This window comes from Paenibacillus tritici, assembly GCF_018207515.1.
Classification (GTDB): Bacteria; Bacillota; Bacilli; order Paenibacillales; family Paenibacillaceae; genus Paenibacillus_AQ; species Paenibacillus_AQ tritici.
This window is the reverse complement of the sequence record NZ_CP073365.1, coordinates 6,132,865-6,150,070: the sequence shown is the minus strand read 5'-3', so window position 1 is coordinate 6,150,070 and position 17,206 is coordinate 6,132,865. Positions and strand designations below refer to the sequence as shown.

Genomic DNA, 17,206 nt, shown 5'->3' with positions numbered 1-17,206 from the left:
TAAGATGAGAAATGATAAACCGGTGCTTCTGGCCTTATGTTTCTTGCTTATCGTCTTCATAGCAGCAGGGGGGATATCCCCCGCTGCTTACGGAGAACCCTTAAGAGCGGTATCACTGGAGGAATCTGTACCTTCTGCGGAGACATTGACAGCCACTGCGGTGTCCTCGGTTTATGGGGAACCAGCTTCAGTGATTACTGACTGGGAAGAATTCCGCAGCAGCTTGGGCCGCCACAACCGTGCTCCGGTGCTGGATGCGGAGAATAACATTACAATAGACGGCAATCTGGACGAATGGGCCGGGTATACTGAGATTCGCTTGCCGGAAGCTGACGCGCAGATTCTGGTCAGCGGCTGGGGGGGACCAGCGGATGTATCCGCCAGTGTCTATCTGGCATATGATACGGACTATTTCTACTGGGCGGCGAAGGTGACGGACAATGTGCATACGCCTGTATCCGACAGCACAATGTGGAGAGGGGACAGTATCCAGTTTGCCTTCAGCCCCGGAGGCAGTTACGGGCCGGAATATGGGATCAATTATATGGACGGTCAAGCCCATGTCTGGCAATTCAGCGAAGGTGGGGCGCTTCAGGGAGCGGACGGCATTACAGCTGCCGCGACTCAGTCCGGGCAGGATATCTTCTATGAGGTGCGAATGCCGTGGACAACCATCTCGGACGCCATGCCCGGCAATGGGGAGCTTCCGTTCACGTTGCTGATCAATGACAATGACGGGGCGGGCCGGAGAGGGTGGATGGAATGGACACCGGGAATCGGCAAGGCCAAAAGTCCGGCGGATCACGCGGTACTGCAACTGGTGCTCTCCGACGACCCCTGGAGTTTCTGGGTAGAAGGGCCAGCGGAGATCAATGTGAATGCTACCGTATCCTATTCCGTATATGCGGTGAACTGGACCTCGGAGGTCCGCAGCCTGCATCTGTCCTCCGGCCCGACCGGCGTGGATGAAGATTTCACGCTTCCAGCTCATTCCGTCGCCGAATGGAGACTCCCGTTCAGCACGGCAGAGCCGGGGGAGCATCAGCTCGAATTCACGCTTGCAGAGGAGGGGGACCCTTCCGTCAGGCAGCAGGAGCTGAAGGTTACAGCTGTTATTGATCCAGTTCAGATCGAAGCCATGCTGGACGCAGTGAATGCCGAGCTGCCAGGTCTGGAGCAGCTCCTGCTGCAATGTGAGGCGCAGGGGCTGTCAACGGATTATGAGCGCATCAACTATACCGTTATCAAGGATTTCATAGGTTACGGCAAGGAGGATATCCTGCAGGGCAGGCTGGGCAGGGCGCAGTATGTGGCTGCTGAACTGGAGAAGCTGTCCAGTGACGCGCAGGCCAGGTTGGAGGGATATCTGGACGGAAGTCTCACACCACAAGCGGCTCCGCGTTATGTAACCGGACGCCCGGACATATCAGGGTATTCCTTCCTTGGGGGCACGAAGGTGCGGAGCACCGGCTTCACTGAAGAACGGCCGATCTTCTTCACCGGCTATGGCCACTTCAACCAGGTGAAGAAGGATATTCCGAAGCTTCAGGATCTTGGAGCCAATGTGGTTCAGATCGAGCTCGGACCGAGGGATGTCATTCTGGATAAGAAGGACTTCGTGAACGGATATACAGTCAACCGTTCCGGCGGGGTCTCCGCCACAACTGCTATTGTGGGAGCGGCTAGTCATTCGGGGAACAGCTCCTTGAAGATTTCCAATGCTTCGCCGCGCCAGTCCAATGTCTTCATTAATGTGGGCCAGACGCTACAGGTGGAGCCGGAGACGACCTATGAATTTAAAGTCTGGGTGAAAGGCGACAATGCCAAGAATGTCTGGTTTCCCGGCGGAACGGGCTGGAAGCAGCGGCATGCCCTCCCTTCCGGAACCTATGATTGGCGTGAAGTGAGCTTCGAGTATACTACGGCGGCAGGCGAGGTATCTTACCCCCTGGTTATTCTGTCCGAGAACACGGGCACCGTATGGCTGGACGACCTCAGTGTCATCAAGACGGGAAGTGCGGTCAATCTGGTACAGAATCCCGGCTTCGAGGATCTAGGGGGATATTCCACAGCGAAGGACTATGTAGTCTCAACACGCAAAATTGAATCGGACCTGAAGCCGGTGCTCCAGCGGGCGGAGGATTACGATGTGGCGGTTAATCTTCTGATCTCCCCGCATTATTTCCCGGATTGGGCGCTTGCGAAATGGCCTGAGCTGAAGGTGGCAAATAACGGTTTTATCAAGTTCTCCCTATTCCGGCCGATGGCCAAAGAGATGATCGAGGATTATTTGCGGGCCTTGATTCCCGCTATCAAAGATTATGATTCCCTGCAGAGTCTCACGCTCAGCAACGAATCCGTCTATCAGGCCAATAAAGACCCGTATGCCTTACCGGCCTGGAGTGAATATCTGGAGGAGGTCTACAGCGGCAGCATTGCACAGCTCAATAGCGTTTACGGCACAGCCTATACCACCTTCCCGGAGGTGCCCATGCCTGAGAATGTAACCGCTACTCCGCTCTCTTATGATTATGTACTGTTTAACCAGGACTATTTCGCCAGCTGGCACGAATGGATGGCAGGCATTATTCATGAGCTGGCTCCAGAGCTGCCCGTGCAGGCCAAGATCATGGGCGATCCGAGAGGCAGTCTGTCCTGGGGCGTAGATATCGAGCGGTTCTCACAATTCAGTCAAATCAATGGGAATGACAACTGGAATTATATTAATGAAGGTCCGAAGGGATTCATGGAAGAACTCAGCTTCTATGATCTTCAAGCCTCCTTCAAGAAGGCGCCGGTCTTCAATTCCGAGCATCACCTGATTGCTGACGGCGACAAAATGTATACGCCGGAGCAGGCGAAGCATGTCCGCTCTGTATTGTGGCAGAGCGCCATCCACGGCAGAGGCGGCTCTGCCATCTGGATCTGGGAACGGACCTACAATGAAGCTGCGAGCGCTGAAGGCAGTATTCTGCATCGCCCCGATGCGGTGATGCAGGCCGGGCGGACCAATCTGGACCTGAACCGGCTGGCCGGACAGGTGACCGCTTTTCAGAATGATCAGCCGCAGGCGGCCATCCTCTATTCAACCGCCTCAGGCGTATTCTCTGGAGATTACTCAGCGGTGTCGCTTCGTTCTTACGAGGCGCTGTCCTACAGCGGATATAAGGCCGGGTATGTCTCGGAGCAGCAGGTCGAGGCGGGGGGACTGGACAGCTACAAGCTGCTGATCGTACCTAATGCGTCACGGGTGAATCCGGAAACGCTGAGCGGGATCAGGCTGTTCATGGAGCAGGGCGGACGGGTGCTGCTGATCGGCTCCCATGCTCTGGAGCTTACGCCGCATGGCACAGCGCTCTCGGCCACGGACAGAAGTTATGTATTCGCACATGCCGACAAAATAGCAGCGGCAGACTGGACTGCAGGTCAGATCAGAGAGTTCCTCTTACCGATCCTGGAGAACATCAACCCGCAGCAGCTTATGCTTCTGGACCCGGCAGATAGTGAGCCTGTATACGGCGTGGAGTGGAGAAGCGTGGAATATGAAGGACAGACATTGGTGAACGTGGTCAATTATGGTCCGGAAGCGGTCACGGTATCTATCGACAGGAATGGGACCATCGCGCAACACTTCCCGGATCTGATTACCGGAAAAAGTACGGCTGGCCAGACGGTTACGCTTCAGCCGCTGACCCCATATCTGTTCAGTCTCGACTTGTCTGCTGCTGGCGGAGATTGAGATAGGACTGAGCGGACTGACAGGCTTAACCAAATAGGATGAACTATAGGAGGCGTAAAAGAATTGGATAAGAAACGTTATGTGCAGGTAGGTATTGGAGGCAGGGCCGAATTCTTCTATGAAGCTATTGCGAAGGAATACAGGGATTCCGCAGAGCTTACCGCCTTTTGTGATGTGAACCAGACCCGTATGGATTATGCCAATAGAGTTCTCGTGGGAACCTATGAATATCCGCAGGTGAGCACGTACCTGACTGAGCAATTCGATGAGATGATTGCAGCCGAGAAGCCGGACATCGTCATTGTTACCAGTGTGGACCGGACGCATCACCGGTATATTATCCGCGCGCTGGAGCTGGGCTGTGATGTCATTACGGAGAAGCCTATGACCGTCGATGTGGAGAAATGCAAGGAGATTTACGATGCTGTAGAGCGCACAGGACGCAAGGTGCGTGTCACCTTCAATTACCGCTATGCTCCACATCACACCAAGGCCCGCGAGCTGATCTCTTCCGGGGTGATTGGGGATGTGCATTCGATTCATTTTGAATGGCTGTTGAATACACAGCATGGTGCGGATTATTTCCGCCGCTGGCACCGGGATAAGCGTAACAGCGGGGGACTGTTGGTTCACAAATCGACCCATCATTTCGATCTGGTCAACTTCTGGATCGGCGCGGAGCCGGAGACGGTATTTGCCTTTGGCGATCTGAGGTTCTACGGCCGGGAGAATGCCGAACGGCGCGGCGTAACTTCGTTCTACCAGCGTGCCACCAGCAGTCCAGCAGCAGATGGAGATCCCTTCGCCTTGCCTCTGGATCAGAATCCCGTGCTGAAGGAGATGTATCTGGATGCGGAGGCTGAAGACGGCTACCAGCGCGATCAAAGCGTATTCGGTGACGGCATCAGCATCGAGGACACCATGGGGGTCATGGTCCAATACAGCAATAAGGCCATCCTCACCTATTCGCTGAATGCCTATATGCCTTGGGAAGGCTACCGGATTGCGTTTAATGGCTCCAAGGGAAGAATCGAAATGAGCATCGTCGAGACATCTTATGTCAACGCCGGAGGCGACCGGTCACTGGAGGGGGCCGTGGAGGGCAAACATATTTTGGTGCATCCCATGTTCGAAGCACCTTACGAGGTCCATGTGGACGAGGGGGAAGGAGGCCACGGCGGGGGAGATCCGGTGCTGCTGAATGATTTGTTTGGAGCGCCGGACGAGGACATCTACCACCGGGCAGCCGATCACCGGGACGGAGCCCGTTCCATCATGACAGGCATCGCTGCCAACCAGTCCATCCGCACCGGGCTTCCGGTCCGGATTAAGGATTTGATCTCTATTTAATTGGAGCATTATTGCCGGGTACCGTCTAAATGGACGGTATCCGTTTTTTTGTTTCACAGCCGCATAGCATAGCAGAATTGAGGGAGAGATCAGTATTCATAAATAAACTCTAAATAACTCATGCTAAAGCATGGTACTTTTCCAACTTTTTATTTATAATAATTATTATCTGTAATTCATAAATAGTTCAAAGGTTATGTAAAATGCCGTATTTTGATGTGATATACTTAACACAGCGTTTTGAGATCTTGTGAAATTAATACTAATATCTGCTGCTAAGCAGTAACAGAGCCTACACCAATGAATAGAGATTAGGATGGTGAACAAGCGATGCATATTGTCGTCGTTGGCCTGAATTACCGTACGGCTCCCGTAGAGGTGAGAGAACAGTTCGCTTTTGCCGAGAAGGATCTGCCTGCTGCACTTCATCAATTGCTGCAGACGAAGAGCGTTCTGGAAGGGGTTCTGGTCGCCACCTGTAACCGGACGGAAATTTATGTGGTCGTGGACCGCCTTCATATGTGCGGGTATTTCATCCGCAGCTACATGGAGCAGTGGTTCGGTGTAAAAAGCGATAGTTTTGCACAGCATATGTATATATATGAAGACGAGCAGGCGATTGCCCACCTGCTGCGCGTAACCTGTGGTCTGGATTCCATGGTCATCGGCGAGACGCAGATTCTGGGACAGGTGCGCAGTGCATTTTTGACTGCCCAAGCGGAGGGTGTGACCGGGACCTGGTTCAACCGGCTGTTCAAGCAGGCGGTGACGCTTGGTAAGCGGGCGCATAGCGAGACTTCCATCGGCGAAAGCGCGGTGTCGGTCAGCTACGCGGCTGTGGAGCTCGGCAAGCGGATCTTCGGCATGTTCACCGGCAAGCGGGTGCTCATTCTCGGCGCCGGCAAAATGAGCGAGCTGACGGTGAAGCATCTGTACAGCAGCGGTGCCGCAGAGGTGATCGTCGCCAACCGTACCTTGTCCCGTGCCATGGAGCTGGCCGAGAAGTTCTCGGGTAAGCCCAGCACGATTGATGAGGCGCTGAAGTCTCTGGATGAGGTGGATATTGTGATCAGCTCCACGGGTGCGGACGGCTATGTGCTTACGGCAGCCCAGGTCGCCGAGGGAATGAAGCGCCGTCCATCACGGCCGCTGTTCATGATCGACATCGCTGTACCCCGGGATATTGATCCGGCAGCGGCAAGTGTGCCTGATGTGTTCCTCTATGATATTGATGATCTGGAGGGGATTGTGGAGAGCAATCTGGAGATGCGTCGCAGTGAAGCCGCCAAGATCGAAGTCATGATTGAGGAGGAGATGGCGGAATTCCAGCAATGGCTGAAGACCCTCGGGGTCAGACCGGTCATCCGTGCGCTGCAGGACAAGTCAAACGGAATTTATGAAGATACGATGGACAGTCTGTTCAACAAGCTGCCGGAGCTGGATGAGCATCAGCGCAAGGTGATCCGCCGCTTGACCAAAAGCATTGTCAACCAGATGATGCATGATCCGATCAATGTAATCAAGGAAATGTCCGGCGGCAAGCAGGGGAATGAAGCACTGGAGTACTTCACCCAAATCTTTGCCCTGCAGGAGCAGCTCGATTCCGGTCCGGCCGGCAGTGGTGCAGAGCCTGCTCAGCGCAGCTCTGCTGAACGGGTCTCCGGCGGAGAGATCCTGGTGCCGGGGACCGTGCTTACCCCAGCCGCTCTGCTTGGCGGGTGAGCAACATGCTACTGCTGAACGGAATATATGATGCCGCTCTGCTGCTATATGCCCTGAGCCTGCTGTTTGTTTTCTCGGATTGCCTTCGGCGTAATCCGGGCGGAAAGCGGCTGGGCACAGGGCTTCTTGCTGTCGTGGGCCTACTCCAGCTTACGGGGCTTGCAATCCGCTTCTCCCAGGAGGGCGGACTGCCGATTTTCACGCCTTATGATTTCCTCTTCTGGTTCTCCTTCAGTATGGTTGTAACTTCGTTTGCTGTGGCGTATATGCGCGGCGGCGAGTTCACGGTGCTGCTGCTCAGTATGGCGGGATTCAGTGTATTCCTGCTGAACCGGGTATGGCTGACCGCAGAGGATCATACGCTGCAGAGCTGGAGTGCGGTGCACGGGTGGCTGGCGATGCATGTTATTTTGGCCAATTTGAGCTTTGCCGCACTGACACTGGGGACGGTATTTGCGATAATGTACTTATTCCTGCATACCAAGCTTAAGAATAAGAAGTGGGATGACCGTGTCCGCAGGCTGCCGAGCCTGGAGACCATGGACAAATATTCATACACGGCGATCCTGGCCGGAGTTCCGCTGCTGCTGGCCTCGCTGATCCTTGCCGGGCTGTCGATTGTGGCGGAGGGGCGGGCGCCGCTTTTTCAGGATACGAAGGTACTGACTACACTCTCGGGCCTCGGGGTCTACATTGTTTATATCGTGCTGAAGGTCTCCGGCCGCAGAAGCGGCACGGTCATGGCGCGCTGGGCCATTGCCGGTTATGGCTTCATCATCCTGAACTTTCTGCTGAATTCCTGGTCTGAGTTCCATGGCTGGGGCGGAGAGTAAGAGTTGAAGGGAAGGCTTGCAAGTGGTGTTGGTATGCTGTGCTGCTGAATTGCAAAAAGACAGATCGTATAATGAAGTACGGGATGGCTGTTGAGAAGCAGTTGGATTTGTAATGGATGGCTGATGAGAAGCAGTTGGCTTGTAATGCGCGTTAGTGTTACCGGAAGAGAGTACTACATGGAGCGGGCGGATTATTACGCTATTGCGGATAGATGATCTTGGGATGCTGGAGTGAGCCGAGTGAACAAATATTTGCCGATCATGCTGGATGTGGGCGGCAGGCGGGTGATGGTGATTGGAGGCGGGACGGTGGCTGAACGTAAGGCGCTCCCGCTGCTGGAAGCGGGTGCGGAGCTTGTGATCATCAGCCCGTCGCTTAGCGGCACGCTGTCTGTGATGGCCGGGGACGGACGGCTGGAATGGATCAGCCGTCCGTATGCTCCCGGAGATCTCCAGGGAGCGGTCCTGGTCTATGCCGCGAGCGACGATCGAGCGGTGAATGAGGCCGTTGCCGGGGAAGCCCGGCTGCTGGGGCTGCCCGTGAATGTGGCCAGCCATGCGGAGGCGGGCACCTTCATCACGCCCGGCGTGCTTCGCCGCGGGCGCTTGACGGTTGCGGTCTCGACCTCGGGAGCGGGACCGTCTGCAGCTGCGGAGATTACGCAGCGGATTGCGGGGCTGCTGGGCGAGGAATACGAGCCCTACCTGGATTTCCTGCATGAGCTGCGGACGGTAATCAAGCGGCTGGAGCCGGCAGCGGAGGTCCGGGCGCGGCTGTTGCGGCGGCTGGGACAGCTGGAGGTGCTGGATGAGATGAGACAGGGTACCTTCATACCCTGGACACCTGAGAAGATCGAGTCCTGGGTTGCGCGTAACCGGGAAGCTTAGGCGGCATGAGCGGGGCGGGTTAAGCGGCGTGGTGTGGATGAGCGGTTTAAGTGCGGCCGTGTGAGCGGGTGAACTAAGTGTAAAAATACACTTGAATCCGGCGAAAGTGGCCAGGGTGGGCGAAACAAGTGTAAAAGTGCACTTGATTCGGGTGAAAGCGGCCCGGGTGGGCGAAACAAGTGTAAAAGTGCACTTGATTCGGGTGAAAGCAGCCCGGGCGGGTGAATCAAGTGTAAAAATACACTTGAATCGGGTGAAAGCAGCCCGGGTGGGTGAATCAAGTGTAAAAATACACTTGAATCGGGCGAAAGCGGCCCGGGTGGGCGGAATCAAGTGTAAAAATACACTTGAATTCGGCGAAAGCGGCCCGGGCGGGTAAATCAAGTGTAAAAATACACTTGAATTCGGCGAAAGCGGCCCGGGTGGGCGAATCAAGTTTGAACAGGGGGAATGGTTCATGCGGAAGATAATTGTGGGCAGCAGACAAAGCGCTCTGGCGCTGACGCAGACAGGGCATGTGATTGCCGATCTGGAGCGGCTGTGCGGGGAGTATGGTTTTGATTTTACTTTTGAGGTGCATAAAATTGTTACCAAAGGTGACCGGATTCTCGACGTTACCCTGTCCAAAGTAGGCGGCAAAGGCCTATTCGTGAAGGAAATTGAGCAGGCGATGCTGGCTAAGGAAATTGATATGGCGGTACATAGTATGAAGGATATGCCTTCCGAATTGCCGGAAGGCTTGATTAATGGTGCTGTGCCGAGGCGCGAAGATCCGCGGGACGTTCTGATCTCCGGCAGCGGAGCCGGCCTTGAGGAGCTGCCGCAAGGCGCGCGCGTAGGCACAAGCAGCCTGCGGCGCTCCAGCCAGCTAGCTGCGCTCCGGCCCGATCTGCGGATTGAGCCGGTACGCGGCAATATTGACTCGCGGCTGAAGAAGCTGGAGAGCGGCGAATATGACGCGATTCTGCTGGCAGCGGCGGGGTTGTCACGGATGGGATGGCAGGACCGGGTAACGGCATACCTGCCGCCCGAAGTCTGCCTGCCCGCAGTGGGCCAGGGAGCACTCGGCATAGAGTGCCGTGAGGAGGATGAGGAGCTGCGCAAGCTGCTGGCGCTATATAATGATGAGCACACGGCGCTTACGGTGACGGCCGAACGGACATTCCTCGGTGCACTGAACGGGGGCTGCCAGGTACCGATCGGCGCGTACGCGGTGCTGGAGCCAGTAGGCGGGGCAGCCCATCCGGCAATCACTTTAACCGGAATGGTGGGAACCCCGGACGGTACAGTCATTCTGAAGGAGACCTGCACCGGGACAGATTCGGTGGAGCTTGGTGCGGAGGTCGCCCGTAAGCTGGCTGCCAGGGGCGCAGAGAAGATTTTGAAGGATATCATGGGGTAGCGGATGCAAAGGGATAAGGGGATGACGGAGATGGCGGGGAAGGTTTATCTGGTAGGTGCAGGTCCGGGGGATGCGAAGCTGATTACAGTCAAAGGGCTGGAGTGTATCCAGAAGGCGGATGTGCTGGTCTATGACAGGCTGGCCAGTCCAAGGCTGCTGAAATGGATGAAGCCCGGCGGGCAAAAAATATACGTAGGCAAGCTTCCTGACCGCCATACGATGAAGCAGGAGGACATTAACCAGCTGCTGGTAGATCTCGCTTTGGAGGGCAAAACGGTGGTGCGTCTGAAGGGCGGGGACCCCGTGATTTTTGGCCGGGTGGGTGAAGAAGCGGAGCTGCTGCGCCGGAACGGCATCTACTATGAGATTGTGCCGGGTATTACCTCGGCCATCAGCGTCCCGGCGTATGCCGGTATTCCGGTGACCCACCGGGATGCAGCGTCTTCCCTGTCGATTATTACCGGTCATGAGAGCCCGGATAAGCTGGATCATTCCATCCATTGGGATAAAGTAACGAATGCCACGGGCACGCTGGTGTTCCTGATGGGCGTCGCCAAAATCGGATACATCAGCGCCCAGCTGATGAAGCACGGGCGCCCGCCGGAAACACCAGTGGCGCTTGTGCGCTGGGGCACCCGGGCGGATCAGGAGACGCTGACCGGCACGCTTGCCGATATTGAGGCAAAGGTGAAGGCGGCGGACTTTCAGCCGCCGGCTGTTATTGTTGTCGGCGATGTCGTTCTCCAGCGCGAGCATCTGATGTGGGTGGAGGCACAACCGCTGTTCGGCAAGCGGATTGTGGTTACACGGGCCCGTGCACAGGCCAGTGAGCTGGTAGACCGGATCGAGGAGCTTGGCGGCGAGCCGTATGAGTTCCCGGTCATCGAGACGGTAATGCAGCGGGACGCGGACAAGCAGGCGGAGATCGCTGCGGCCTTCCGCGGGCTGGCAGCGTATGACTGGGTGTTCTTCACCAGTCCGAACGGTGTGGACTTCTTCATGCGTCATCTGGCGCAGCTGAAGACGGATATCCGCGGCCTGCACGGGGCGCGTCTTTGCGCCGTAGGGCCGGGTACAGCGGCAGCGCTCGCAGAGCGCGGGCTGATCTCTGAAGAACTGCCTGGGCGTTTCCAGGCGGAGGGGCTGATTGAAGCCTTCGGCACACAGCTGCTGCCGGGACAGAAGGTGCTGCTTCCGCGCGGCGATCTGGCGCGCGAGTGGCTGCCCGGCAAGCTGAAGGAGCTGGGGCTGGAAGTGACGGAAGTAGACACGTATGAGACGGTAATTACCGGCGAAGATGATATTGAACTGGTTAAGCTGCTAGAAGAGAAACGCATTCATGCGGTGACCTTCACCAGCTCTTCCACGGTGCGCAACTTCATCGGCATCCTGACCCGAATGGGCCTAGAAGATCCGCTGGGACTGCTGAAGGGGGTCACCATCGCCTGCATTGGTCCGGTAACCGAGCAGACCGCAATCGAAGCGGGACTCACTCCGGGACTGCTTCCGCAAGAAGCCACCATCGAAGGGCTGGTACAGGAGCTGTGCCGCTGGAATGAATCGACAAGACTGAGATAGCCTGTTCCTTCCAGATCTGTCAGCGCTGCCTTTGAGCGTTGCAATCGGGTCCAGCCTATTAGCTTCGATAGTTAACTTCGCATACTGCTTAAGGCTGATAGATATGTGTAAATACTTACTTTAGGAGGATGCAGCAATGAGTTTCCCGATCACTAGACACCGCCGCTTGCGCGGGTCGGCCGGAATCCGCGGAATGGTGCGCGAGACCGTCCTGAATGTGCTGGATTTCATCCAGCCGATCTTTGTAACCTATGGAACCGGTGTGAAGAATGAGATTGGCTCTATGCCCGGCGTATATCATTTCTCGCTGGATACCCTGAAGGCGGAAGTGGATGAGATTGCTTCCCTGGGCATTCCGGCGGTCCTGCTGTTTGGAATTCCAGAGACGAAGGATGCTGTCGGCTCGTCCGGATTCGCAGAGGACGGTATTGTCCAGGAGGCTACACGGCTGATCAAAAAGTGGTACCCCGAGCTGCTCGTCGTTGCTGATACCTGCCTCTGTGAATTCACCGACCACGGCCACTGCGGCATGGTGCATACCCATACGGTAGACGGTGTAGTGCACGGCGATGTCCTCAACGACGCTTCGCTTGAGCTGCTGACCCGCACGGCGGTGTCCCAAGCCCGGGCTGGTGCGGATATTATCGCGCCTTCCAATATGATGGACGGGTTCGTGCAGGCGATCCGTGCGGGGCTCGACGAGAATGGCTTCGAGCATGTGCCGATCATGTCCTATTCCGTGAAATACGCCTCTGCCTTCTACGGCCCGTTCCGTGAAGCGGCGGACTCTGCCCCGCAGTTCGGCAACCGCAAGACGTATCAGATGGACCCGGCCAATCTGCGGGAAGCCATCCGTGAAGCGGATTCGGATGTGCTGGAGGGCGCCGATATGCTGATGGTTAAGCCTGCACTCGCTTACCTTGATGTCATCCGCACGATCCGCGACCAGTTCGATCTGCCGCTGGTAGCGTACAATGTCAGCGGTGAATATTCGATGGTCAAGGCAGCCGCACAGCAGGGCTGGATCGACGAGCAGGCAGTTGTGCTGGAGATGCTGACCGGCATGAAGCGTGCCGGAGCAGATGTCATTATTACTTATTTCGCCAAGGATGCAGCCCGCTGGCTGCGCGGCTAAGCAAGATGGGTCCGTCCAATTCAGTAGAGCAGGAGTGAACAAGCATGGGCAATATGCCACAGAACCGGCGGGAAGAGGCTTCCCGCACCGCTTTTGAAGAAGCAAAACAATATATTCCCGGCGGGGTCAACAGCCCGGTCCGGGCATTCAAATCCGTAGGATTGACCCCGGTGTATGTCGAGCGGGGCGAAGGCTCGCGGATCTACGATATTGACGGCAACAGCTTCATTGACTACGTCTGCTCGTGGGGACCGCTGATTATGGGACATGCCCATCCTGAAGTGGTGAAGGCGCTGCAGGAGACGGCGGTTAAAGGGACAAGCTTCGGCGCTCCGACCCTTATGGAGACGGTAATGGCCAAAACCGTGGTGGAACGTGTAGCCTCGGTGGATATTGTGCGTATGGTGAATTCGGGAACGGAAGCTACCATGAGCGCGATCCGGCTGGCCCGCGGCTTCACCGGACGAAGCAAAATCCTCAAATTTGAAGGCTCCTACCACGGCCACGCTGACAGCCTGCTGATCAAAGCGGGTTCCGGGGTCGCCACCTTGGGGCTGCCGGACAGTCCGGGCGTGCCGGAGGGTGTAGCGGTCAACACGATTACCGTGCCTTACAATGATCTGGACGGGGTCAAAATCGCCTTCGAGCGTTACGGCAACGAGATTGCTGCTGTTATTGTTGAGCCTATCGCCGGAAATATGGGTGTGGTTCCACCGCTTCCGGGCTTTCTGGAGGGGCTGCGTAAGGTGACGACGGGGTACGGGGCGCTGCTTATTTTTGACGAGGTGATGACCGGATTCCGTGTGGACCGGGGCTGCGCGCAGGGGCTGTTCGGGATGGACCCGGACCTGACCTGCTTCGGCAAAGTCATCGGCGGCGGTCTCCCTGTAGGCGCTTATGGCGGCAAAAGAGAGATTATGGAACAGATCGCCCCGTCCGGTCCGATCTATCAGGCGGGTACGCTCAGCGGGAATCCGCTGGCCATGGCGGCGGGCTACAGCACGCTGAAGCTGCTGACCCCTGAGGTGTATACCCGTCTGGAGTCGCTTGGCGCGAGGCTGGAAGCCGGTCTTAAGCGCAACGCCCAGGAGACTGGAATTCCGCTTACGATTAACCGCGTTGGGTCTATGGTGTGCCCGTTCTTCACCGAGGAGCCGGTCATTAACTTCGAGACGGCCAAGACCAGTGATCTGGAGCGGTTCAAGCGTTATTTCGGCAAAATGCTGGATCAGGGCATCAGCGTTCCGCCTTCCCAGTTCGAAGGAATGTTCGTATCCGCTGCGCACAGCGAGCAGGATATTGATGATACGATTGAGGGCCATTACCAGGCCCTGAAATCGCTATGACGGCCGGACCGGAGGATCAGTCCGGCCAGCATGGCAGTGCAACGGAGGGCCGCGTGGGCGGCCCGGGCACTGACCGTACTGCACCGCTCCCTGGAGAGGGGGCGGGTGCGGGTACTGGCGCCAGCTCCGGGAGCTTCGCTGGCGGCGGCAAGTGGACCCGGCGCGGGGAATGGCTGGAAGCCATGCCTGGCCGGGTCATTACGGCGGCTGCCGACAGACCGGCAGCCATTGACGCCTGGCTGCTGGGCGTAGCCGGCATGCCGGAGAAGCTGCACGCCCGGCTGCGCAGCGAGGGCGGCATCCAGTGGAGGGGTGACCGGCTGCGGCTCGCCCTATTCCCTCACAGGGAAGCGGGAATAGAGCCGGTGTGGCAGGAAGCTGCGGCTGAGGTGCTGTTCGAGGACGACTTCTGCCTGGTGGTTCACAAGCCCGCCGGTATGGCGGTTCACCCGGATGGCAGCGGAAGCGGGGTAACGCTGGATCATATCGTCGCCGCCCATTATGCCGCTTCCGGCGGAGGGGTTGCTGTCCGTCATATCCACCGGCTGGACAAGGATACGACCGGACCTGTGCTGTATGCGAAGAACGAATACGCCCAGCTCATCTTGGATGAGGAGATGCGTGAGAAGAACGTGTCCCGCCTGTATGCTGCAATCGTTGAAGGCACTGTGCCGCCTGAGCTAACGGTGATAGAGGCTCCGATTGGCCGTGACCGCCATCATGCGGTACGCAGACGGGTGTCGCCGGGAGGGCAGGCGGCGGTAACACGGATTGTGGGGCGCGAAGCCCTGCCCGGCGGAACCGTAGTGAAGCTGCAGCTGGAGACGGGCCGTACACACCAGATTCGTGTCCACCTCAGTCATGCGGGACATCCGCTGTTCGGGGATGAACTCTATGGCGGGTCCGGCTGGCACACGGCTGTTGTTCCCACCGCCGGCAGCAACCCGAAGCAGCCGCTGCGCACGGCACCGGGCCAGATCAAGTCGGCGATTACAGCCTGGTTCGAGGAACAGGAGAAGACGGGCAACGGACCGGGGCTGCAAGTGCCCGGCAAGCCGGTGGGTTACTCCAAGCCGGGAGTCAAGGCGAAGCCGGGAAGTTCTGACCGCCAGGCGCTGCATGGCGAGAAGCTGGTATTCGCCCATCCCTGGACCCGGAGCCGCATCGAAGTAGCTGATCCATGGCCGGAGGATTTGCGCCGTCTGCGCAAGCAGATAGGCGGCGGAGACCAGGAGTAAATTGTTAACCCGCAGGCTCTGTGAGGTAAGCTGAGCCAAGTTAGGTCGAGTTAGGTCGAGTTAGGTCAAGTGAGGTCAAGTTAAGTTGAGTAAAGTTGAGTAAAGTTGAGTATAATAAAGTTAAGTAAAGCTGAGGTAAGTTGAGTTAAGCTAGTCAGGTTAAATCAGGTTAATTCGAGCTAAGTCAAGTAAAATGGGAGCCATGCCACTCCATGTGAGCAGCGGCAGTCCCAAGAGTTTAGCAAGCCATGTGGAGCTGAGCCGCGTTTCTCTGATACCGGGAGAATTGCAGCTTGGCTCTATTTGTGTTCAGGGCAATGCTTCCCCGGCGGAACAATAAGTGGATTTATGCTATCTAATCATCGTGCGATTCCATCTCCAGCAACATTAAGTGGATTTAAGACATCTAATTCTTCTAATGTGTTCAATATTTCAGATTTCAGCCTGAGCAAGTGTTGTTTTTCCAACTGTTTCTCGATATTCGTAGATTTACCGACCAGTAGTTGCCCTTTTTCCACTTAATCTAGCGGTGAGGTGAGGAAGGGGCCTGTAGCTCCCTCGCCGTCGTCCCGTTTCGTCCTCGCTGCGCATGTAACGCCCTCGCCGCCTTACGTTATCCCCATCCACCCATCAGCGCGGTAAATGATCCGCAGCTCCGCGCCCCGCCTGATACATTTCCGCACTTAAGCACGTCTTTCTACTATGAGGAGATGATCAGACTATGAGAATGAGATGGAATCGCAGAATGTTACTAATGTCAGCCGTAGCCTTGGTGATGGCCGCCGGAATAATGCTGGTTGTGCAACTGGACAGCAAGTACGGCGTTCTGAGTCTGGTTTCCCAGTTTCAGAGCTTCAAGGTGACGGTGCACAATCCATCCGACTTTGAGCTGACTATTCTTGAGACAGGAGTGGTGACCAGCGCAGCGGCGAGTGCGTCGACAGACAAAGTTGCCAAGATACTCAAAAGCGGAAAAACCGTAAAAATCAAGCCCCGGCTTACCATAAGCGGTGAAGGCGGGATCTATCTGAAGTATTCAGACCCGAGAGAACCGGACGTTCCCGCAACTATCGGAGTCTGCTCCTACACCGAAACATTATCCGGATATTCCAAGGTAGTAATCACGAATGACAAAGTGAGTGTTAAAGAGAATTGCAGCTAATATACGGAGGCTGCCTGTGCAATCCAGATATTTGCATTTTTCCAGTAATATTTGTAACTGACGGCCTCCCAATATACTGATAAATATAGTATGTAAGCGTATCTCATAACGTTAACTGGGGGAATATTTGTGAAAAAAGTAACAAAGTTTATGCTCGTAGCCGGGATTTCATTGGCATTGATCGGGGTAGGAAACAGCGGAGCCCTGAACAGCGTCACTTCTGCAGCGAGCGCACCGCTTAAGGTTGGCCGGGTGGAAGCGGCTGCCCATGGCACCAAATGCTTCACAGTAGCTGTGGCAGTAGTGCAGAATGGCGTAATCGTTGCCGCATCGCTGGATGATTATCAGTTCCTGGGCACAGACGTAGCTACTGGCGTTCCGAACTCGGATAAGGACTTTGGCCAGAACTACAAAGATCCTAACATGGTACTCGCGTCCAAGAAAGCCAATGCCAAATACTACAGCGAGCACATGACGGAAGAAGCCAAATCTACCGTTGCCTACGACAAAAACCTGGCTGCCATCGAGAAATTCGCAACAGGCAAAACGATAAAATCCCTTGAAGCCACACTGACTCACAAGAGCAAAGAGCAAGTGGTGGATGCGGTTAGCGGAGCTACTCTGGTAGATACCCAAGGCTACCTGAAAGCCATTCTTAGCGCGGCTAAAGCTGCCAAATAATCAGTTTTTCTATCCTCCGGGGATAGACTCCTTCATGGCTGCGGCTGTGGGGGAGTTTTTTTGTCTGTAGTCTGCGGAAGCGTGGAGCCGCCTGACCCAGTAATCTGCTCCGGAAGAGTGGTCTCCCTGTAA

At 56.2% G+C, this 17,206-nt stretch carries 12 protein-coding genes and 1 pseudogene; 12 read left to right on the top strand and 1 reads right to left on the bottom strand.

What is annotated here, in order from left to right; genetic code table 11:
* The first annotated feature begins 4 nt into the window (after positions 1 to 4).
* The 10 genes and pseudogenes from KDC22_RS26365 to KDC22_RS26320 all read left to right on the top strand — a co-directional run.
* Entirely contained in the window at positions 5 to 3,739 is a 3,735-nt protein-coding gene (locus tag KDC22_RS26365) for a sugar-binding protein (protein WP_211720888.1), read from the top strand.
* A 63-nt stretch (positions 3,740 to 3,802) separates the two neighbouring features.
* Positions 3,803 to 5,089 (top strand): Gfo/Idh/MocA family oxidoreductase, encoded by a 1,287-nt coding sequence (locus tag KDC22_RS26360; protein ID WP_211720887.1) that lies wholly within the window; start codon positions 3,803 to 3,805, stop codon positions 5,087 to 5,089.
* A gap of 330 nt (positions 5,090 to 5,419) precedes the next feature.
* On the top strand, positions 5,420 to 6,811 hold the full coding sequence (gene hemA / locus KDC22_RS26355) for a glutamyl-tRNA reductase (protein ID WP_246553005.1): 1,392 nt from the start codon (positions 5,420 to 5,422) through the stop codon (positions 6,809 to 6,811).
* A gap of 5 nt (positions 6,812 to 6,816) precedes the next feature.
* On the top strand, positions 6,817 to 7,644 hold the full coding sequence (ccsA, locus tag KDC22_RS26350; RefSeq protein ID WP_211724201.1) for a cytochrome c biogenesis protein CcsA: 828 nt from the start codon (positions 6,817 to 6,819) through the stop codon (positions 7,642 to 7,644).
* A gap of 240 nt (positions 7,645 to 7,884) precedes the next feature.
* The gene (locus KDC22_RS26345; protein ID WP_211720886.1) at positions 7,885 to 8,532 is read left to right on the top strand and encodes a precorrin-2 dehydrogenase/sirohydrochlorin ferrochelatase family protein; all 648 of its coding nucleotides are present in this window, start codon (positions 7,885 to 7,887) and stop codon (positions 8,530 to 8,532) included.
* 457 nt (positions 8,533 to 8,989) lie between these two features.
* Positions 8,990 to 9,934, top strand: a complete 945-nt coding sequence (gene hemC / locus KDC22_RS26340; protein WP_211720885.1) for a hydroxymethylbilane synthase — start codon at positions 8,990 to 8,992, stop codon at positions 9,932 to 9,934.
* Between the two features lie 30 nt (positions 9,935 to 9,964).
* Positions 9,965 to 11,512 carry a uroporphyrinogen-III C-methyltransferase gene (cobA, locus tag KDC22_RS26335; RefSeq protein ID WP_211720884.1) on the top strand — a complete coding sequence of 516 codons (1,548 nt, stop codon included), beginning with the start codon at positions 9,965 to 9,967 and terminating at the stop codon, positions 11,510 to 11,512.
* A gap of 136 nt (positions 11,513 to 11,648) precedes the next feature.
* Positions 11,649 to 12,647, top strand: a complete 999-nt coding sequence (hemB, locus tag KDC22_RS26330; RefSeq protein WP_173132398.1) for a porphobilinogen synthase — start codon at positions 11,649 to 11,651, stop codon at positions 12,645 to 12,647.
* A 44-nt stretch (positions 12,648 to 12,691) separates the two neighbouring features.
* Complete coding sequence (hemL, locus tag KDC22_RS26325) at positions 12,692 to 13,993, top strand: glutamate-1-semialdehyde 2,1-aminomutase (RefSeq protein ID WP_425516970.1); 1,302 nt, start codon at positions 12,692 to 12,694, stop codon at positions 13,991 to 13,993.
* Between the two features lie 182 nt (positions 13,994 to 14,175).
* Positions 14,176 to 14,895: pseudogene (locus KDC22_RS26320) on the top strand (RluA family pseudouridine synthase); the annotation flags it as partial.
* 695 nt (positions 14,896 to 15,590) lie between these two features.
* Here the strand turns inward: KDC22_RS26320 and KDC22_RS26315 are convergent.
* Positions 15,591 to 15,749, bottom strand: a complete 159-nt coding sequence (locus KDC22_RS26315; protein WP_211720883.1) for a hypothetical protein — start codon at positions 15,747 to 15,749, stop codon at positions 15,591 to 15,593.
* Positions 15,750 to 15,952: 203 nt separating this feature from the next.
* Here KDC22_RS26315 and KDC22_RS26310 point away from each other — a divergent pair, with 203 nt between their 5' ends.
* Together KDC22_RS26310 and KDC22_RS26305 are read left to right on the top strand one after the other, a co-directional pair.
* Entirely contained in the window at positions 15,953 to 16,393 is a 441-nt protein-coding gene (locus KDC22_RS26310; RefSeq protein ID WP_211720882.1) for a hypothetical protein, read from the top strand.
* A 129-nt stretch (positions 16,394 to 16,522) separates the two neighbouring features.
* Positions 16,523 to 17,074, top strand: a complete 552-nt coding sequence (locus tag KDC22_RS26305; RefSeq protein ID WP_211720881.1) for a hypothetical protein — start codon at positions 16,523 to 16,525, stop codon at positions 17,072 to 17,074.
* The last annotated feature ends 132 nt before the right edge of the window (positions 17,075 to 17,206 follow it).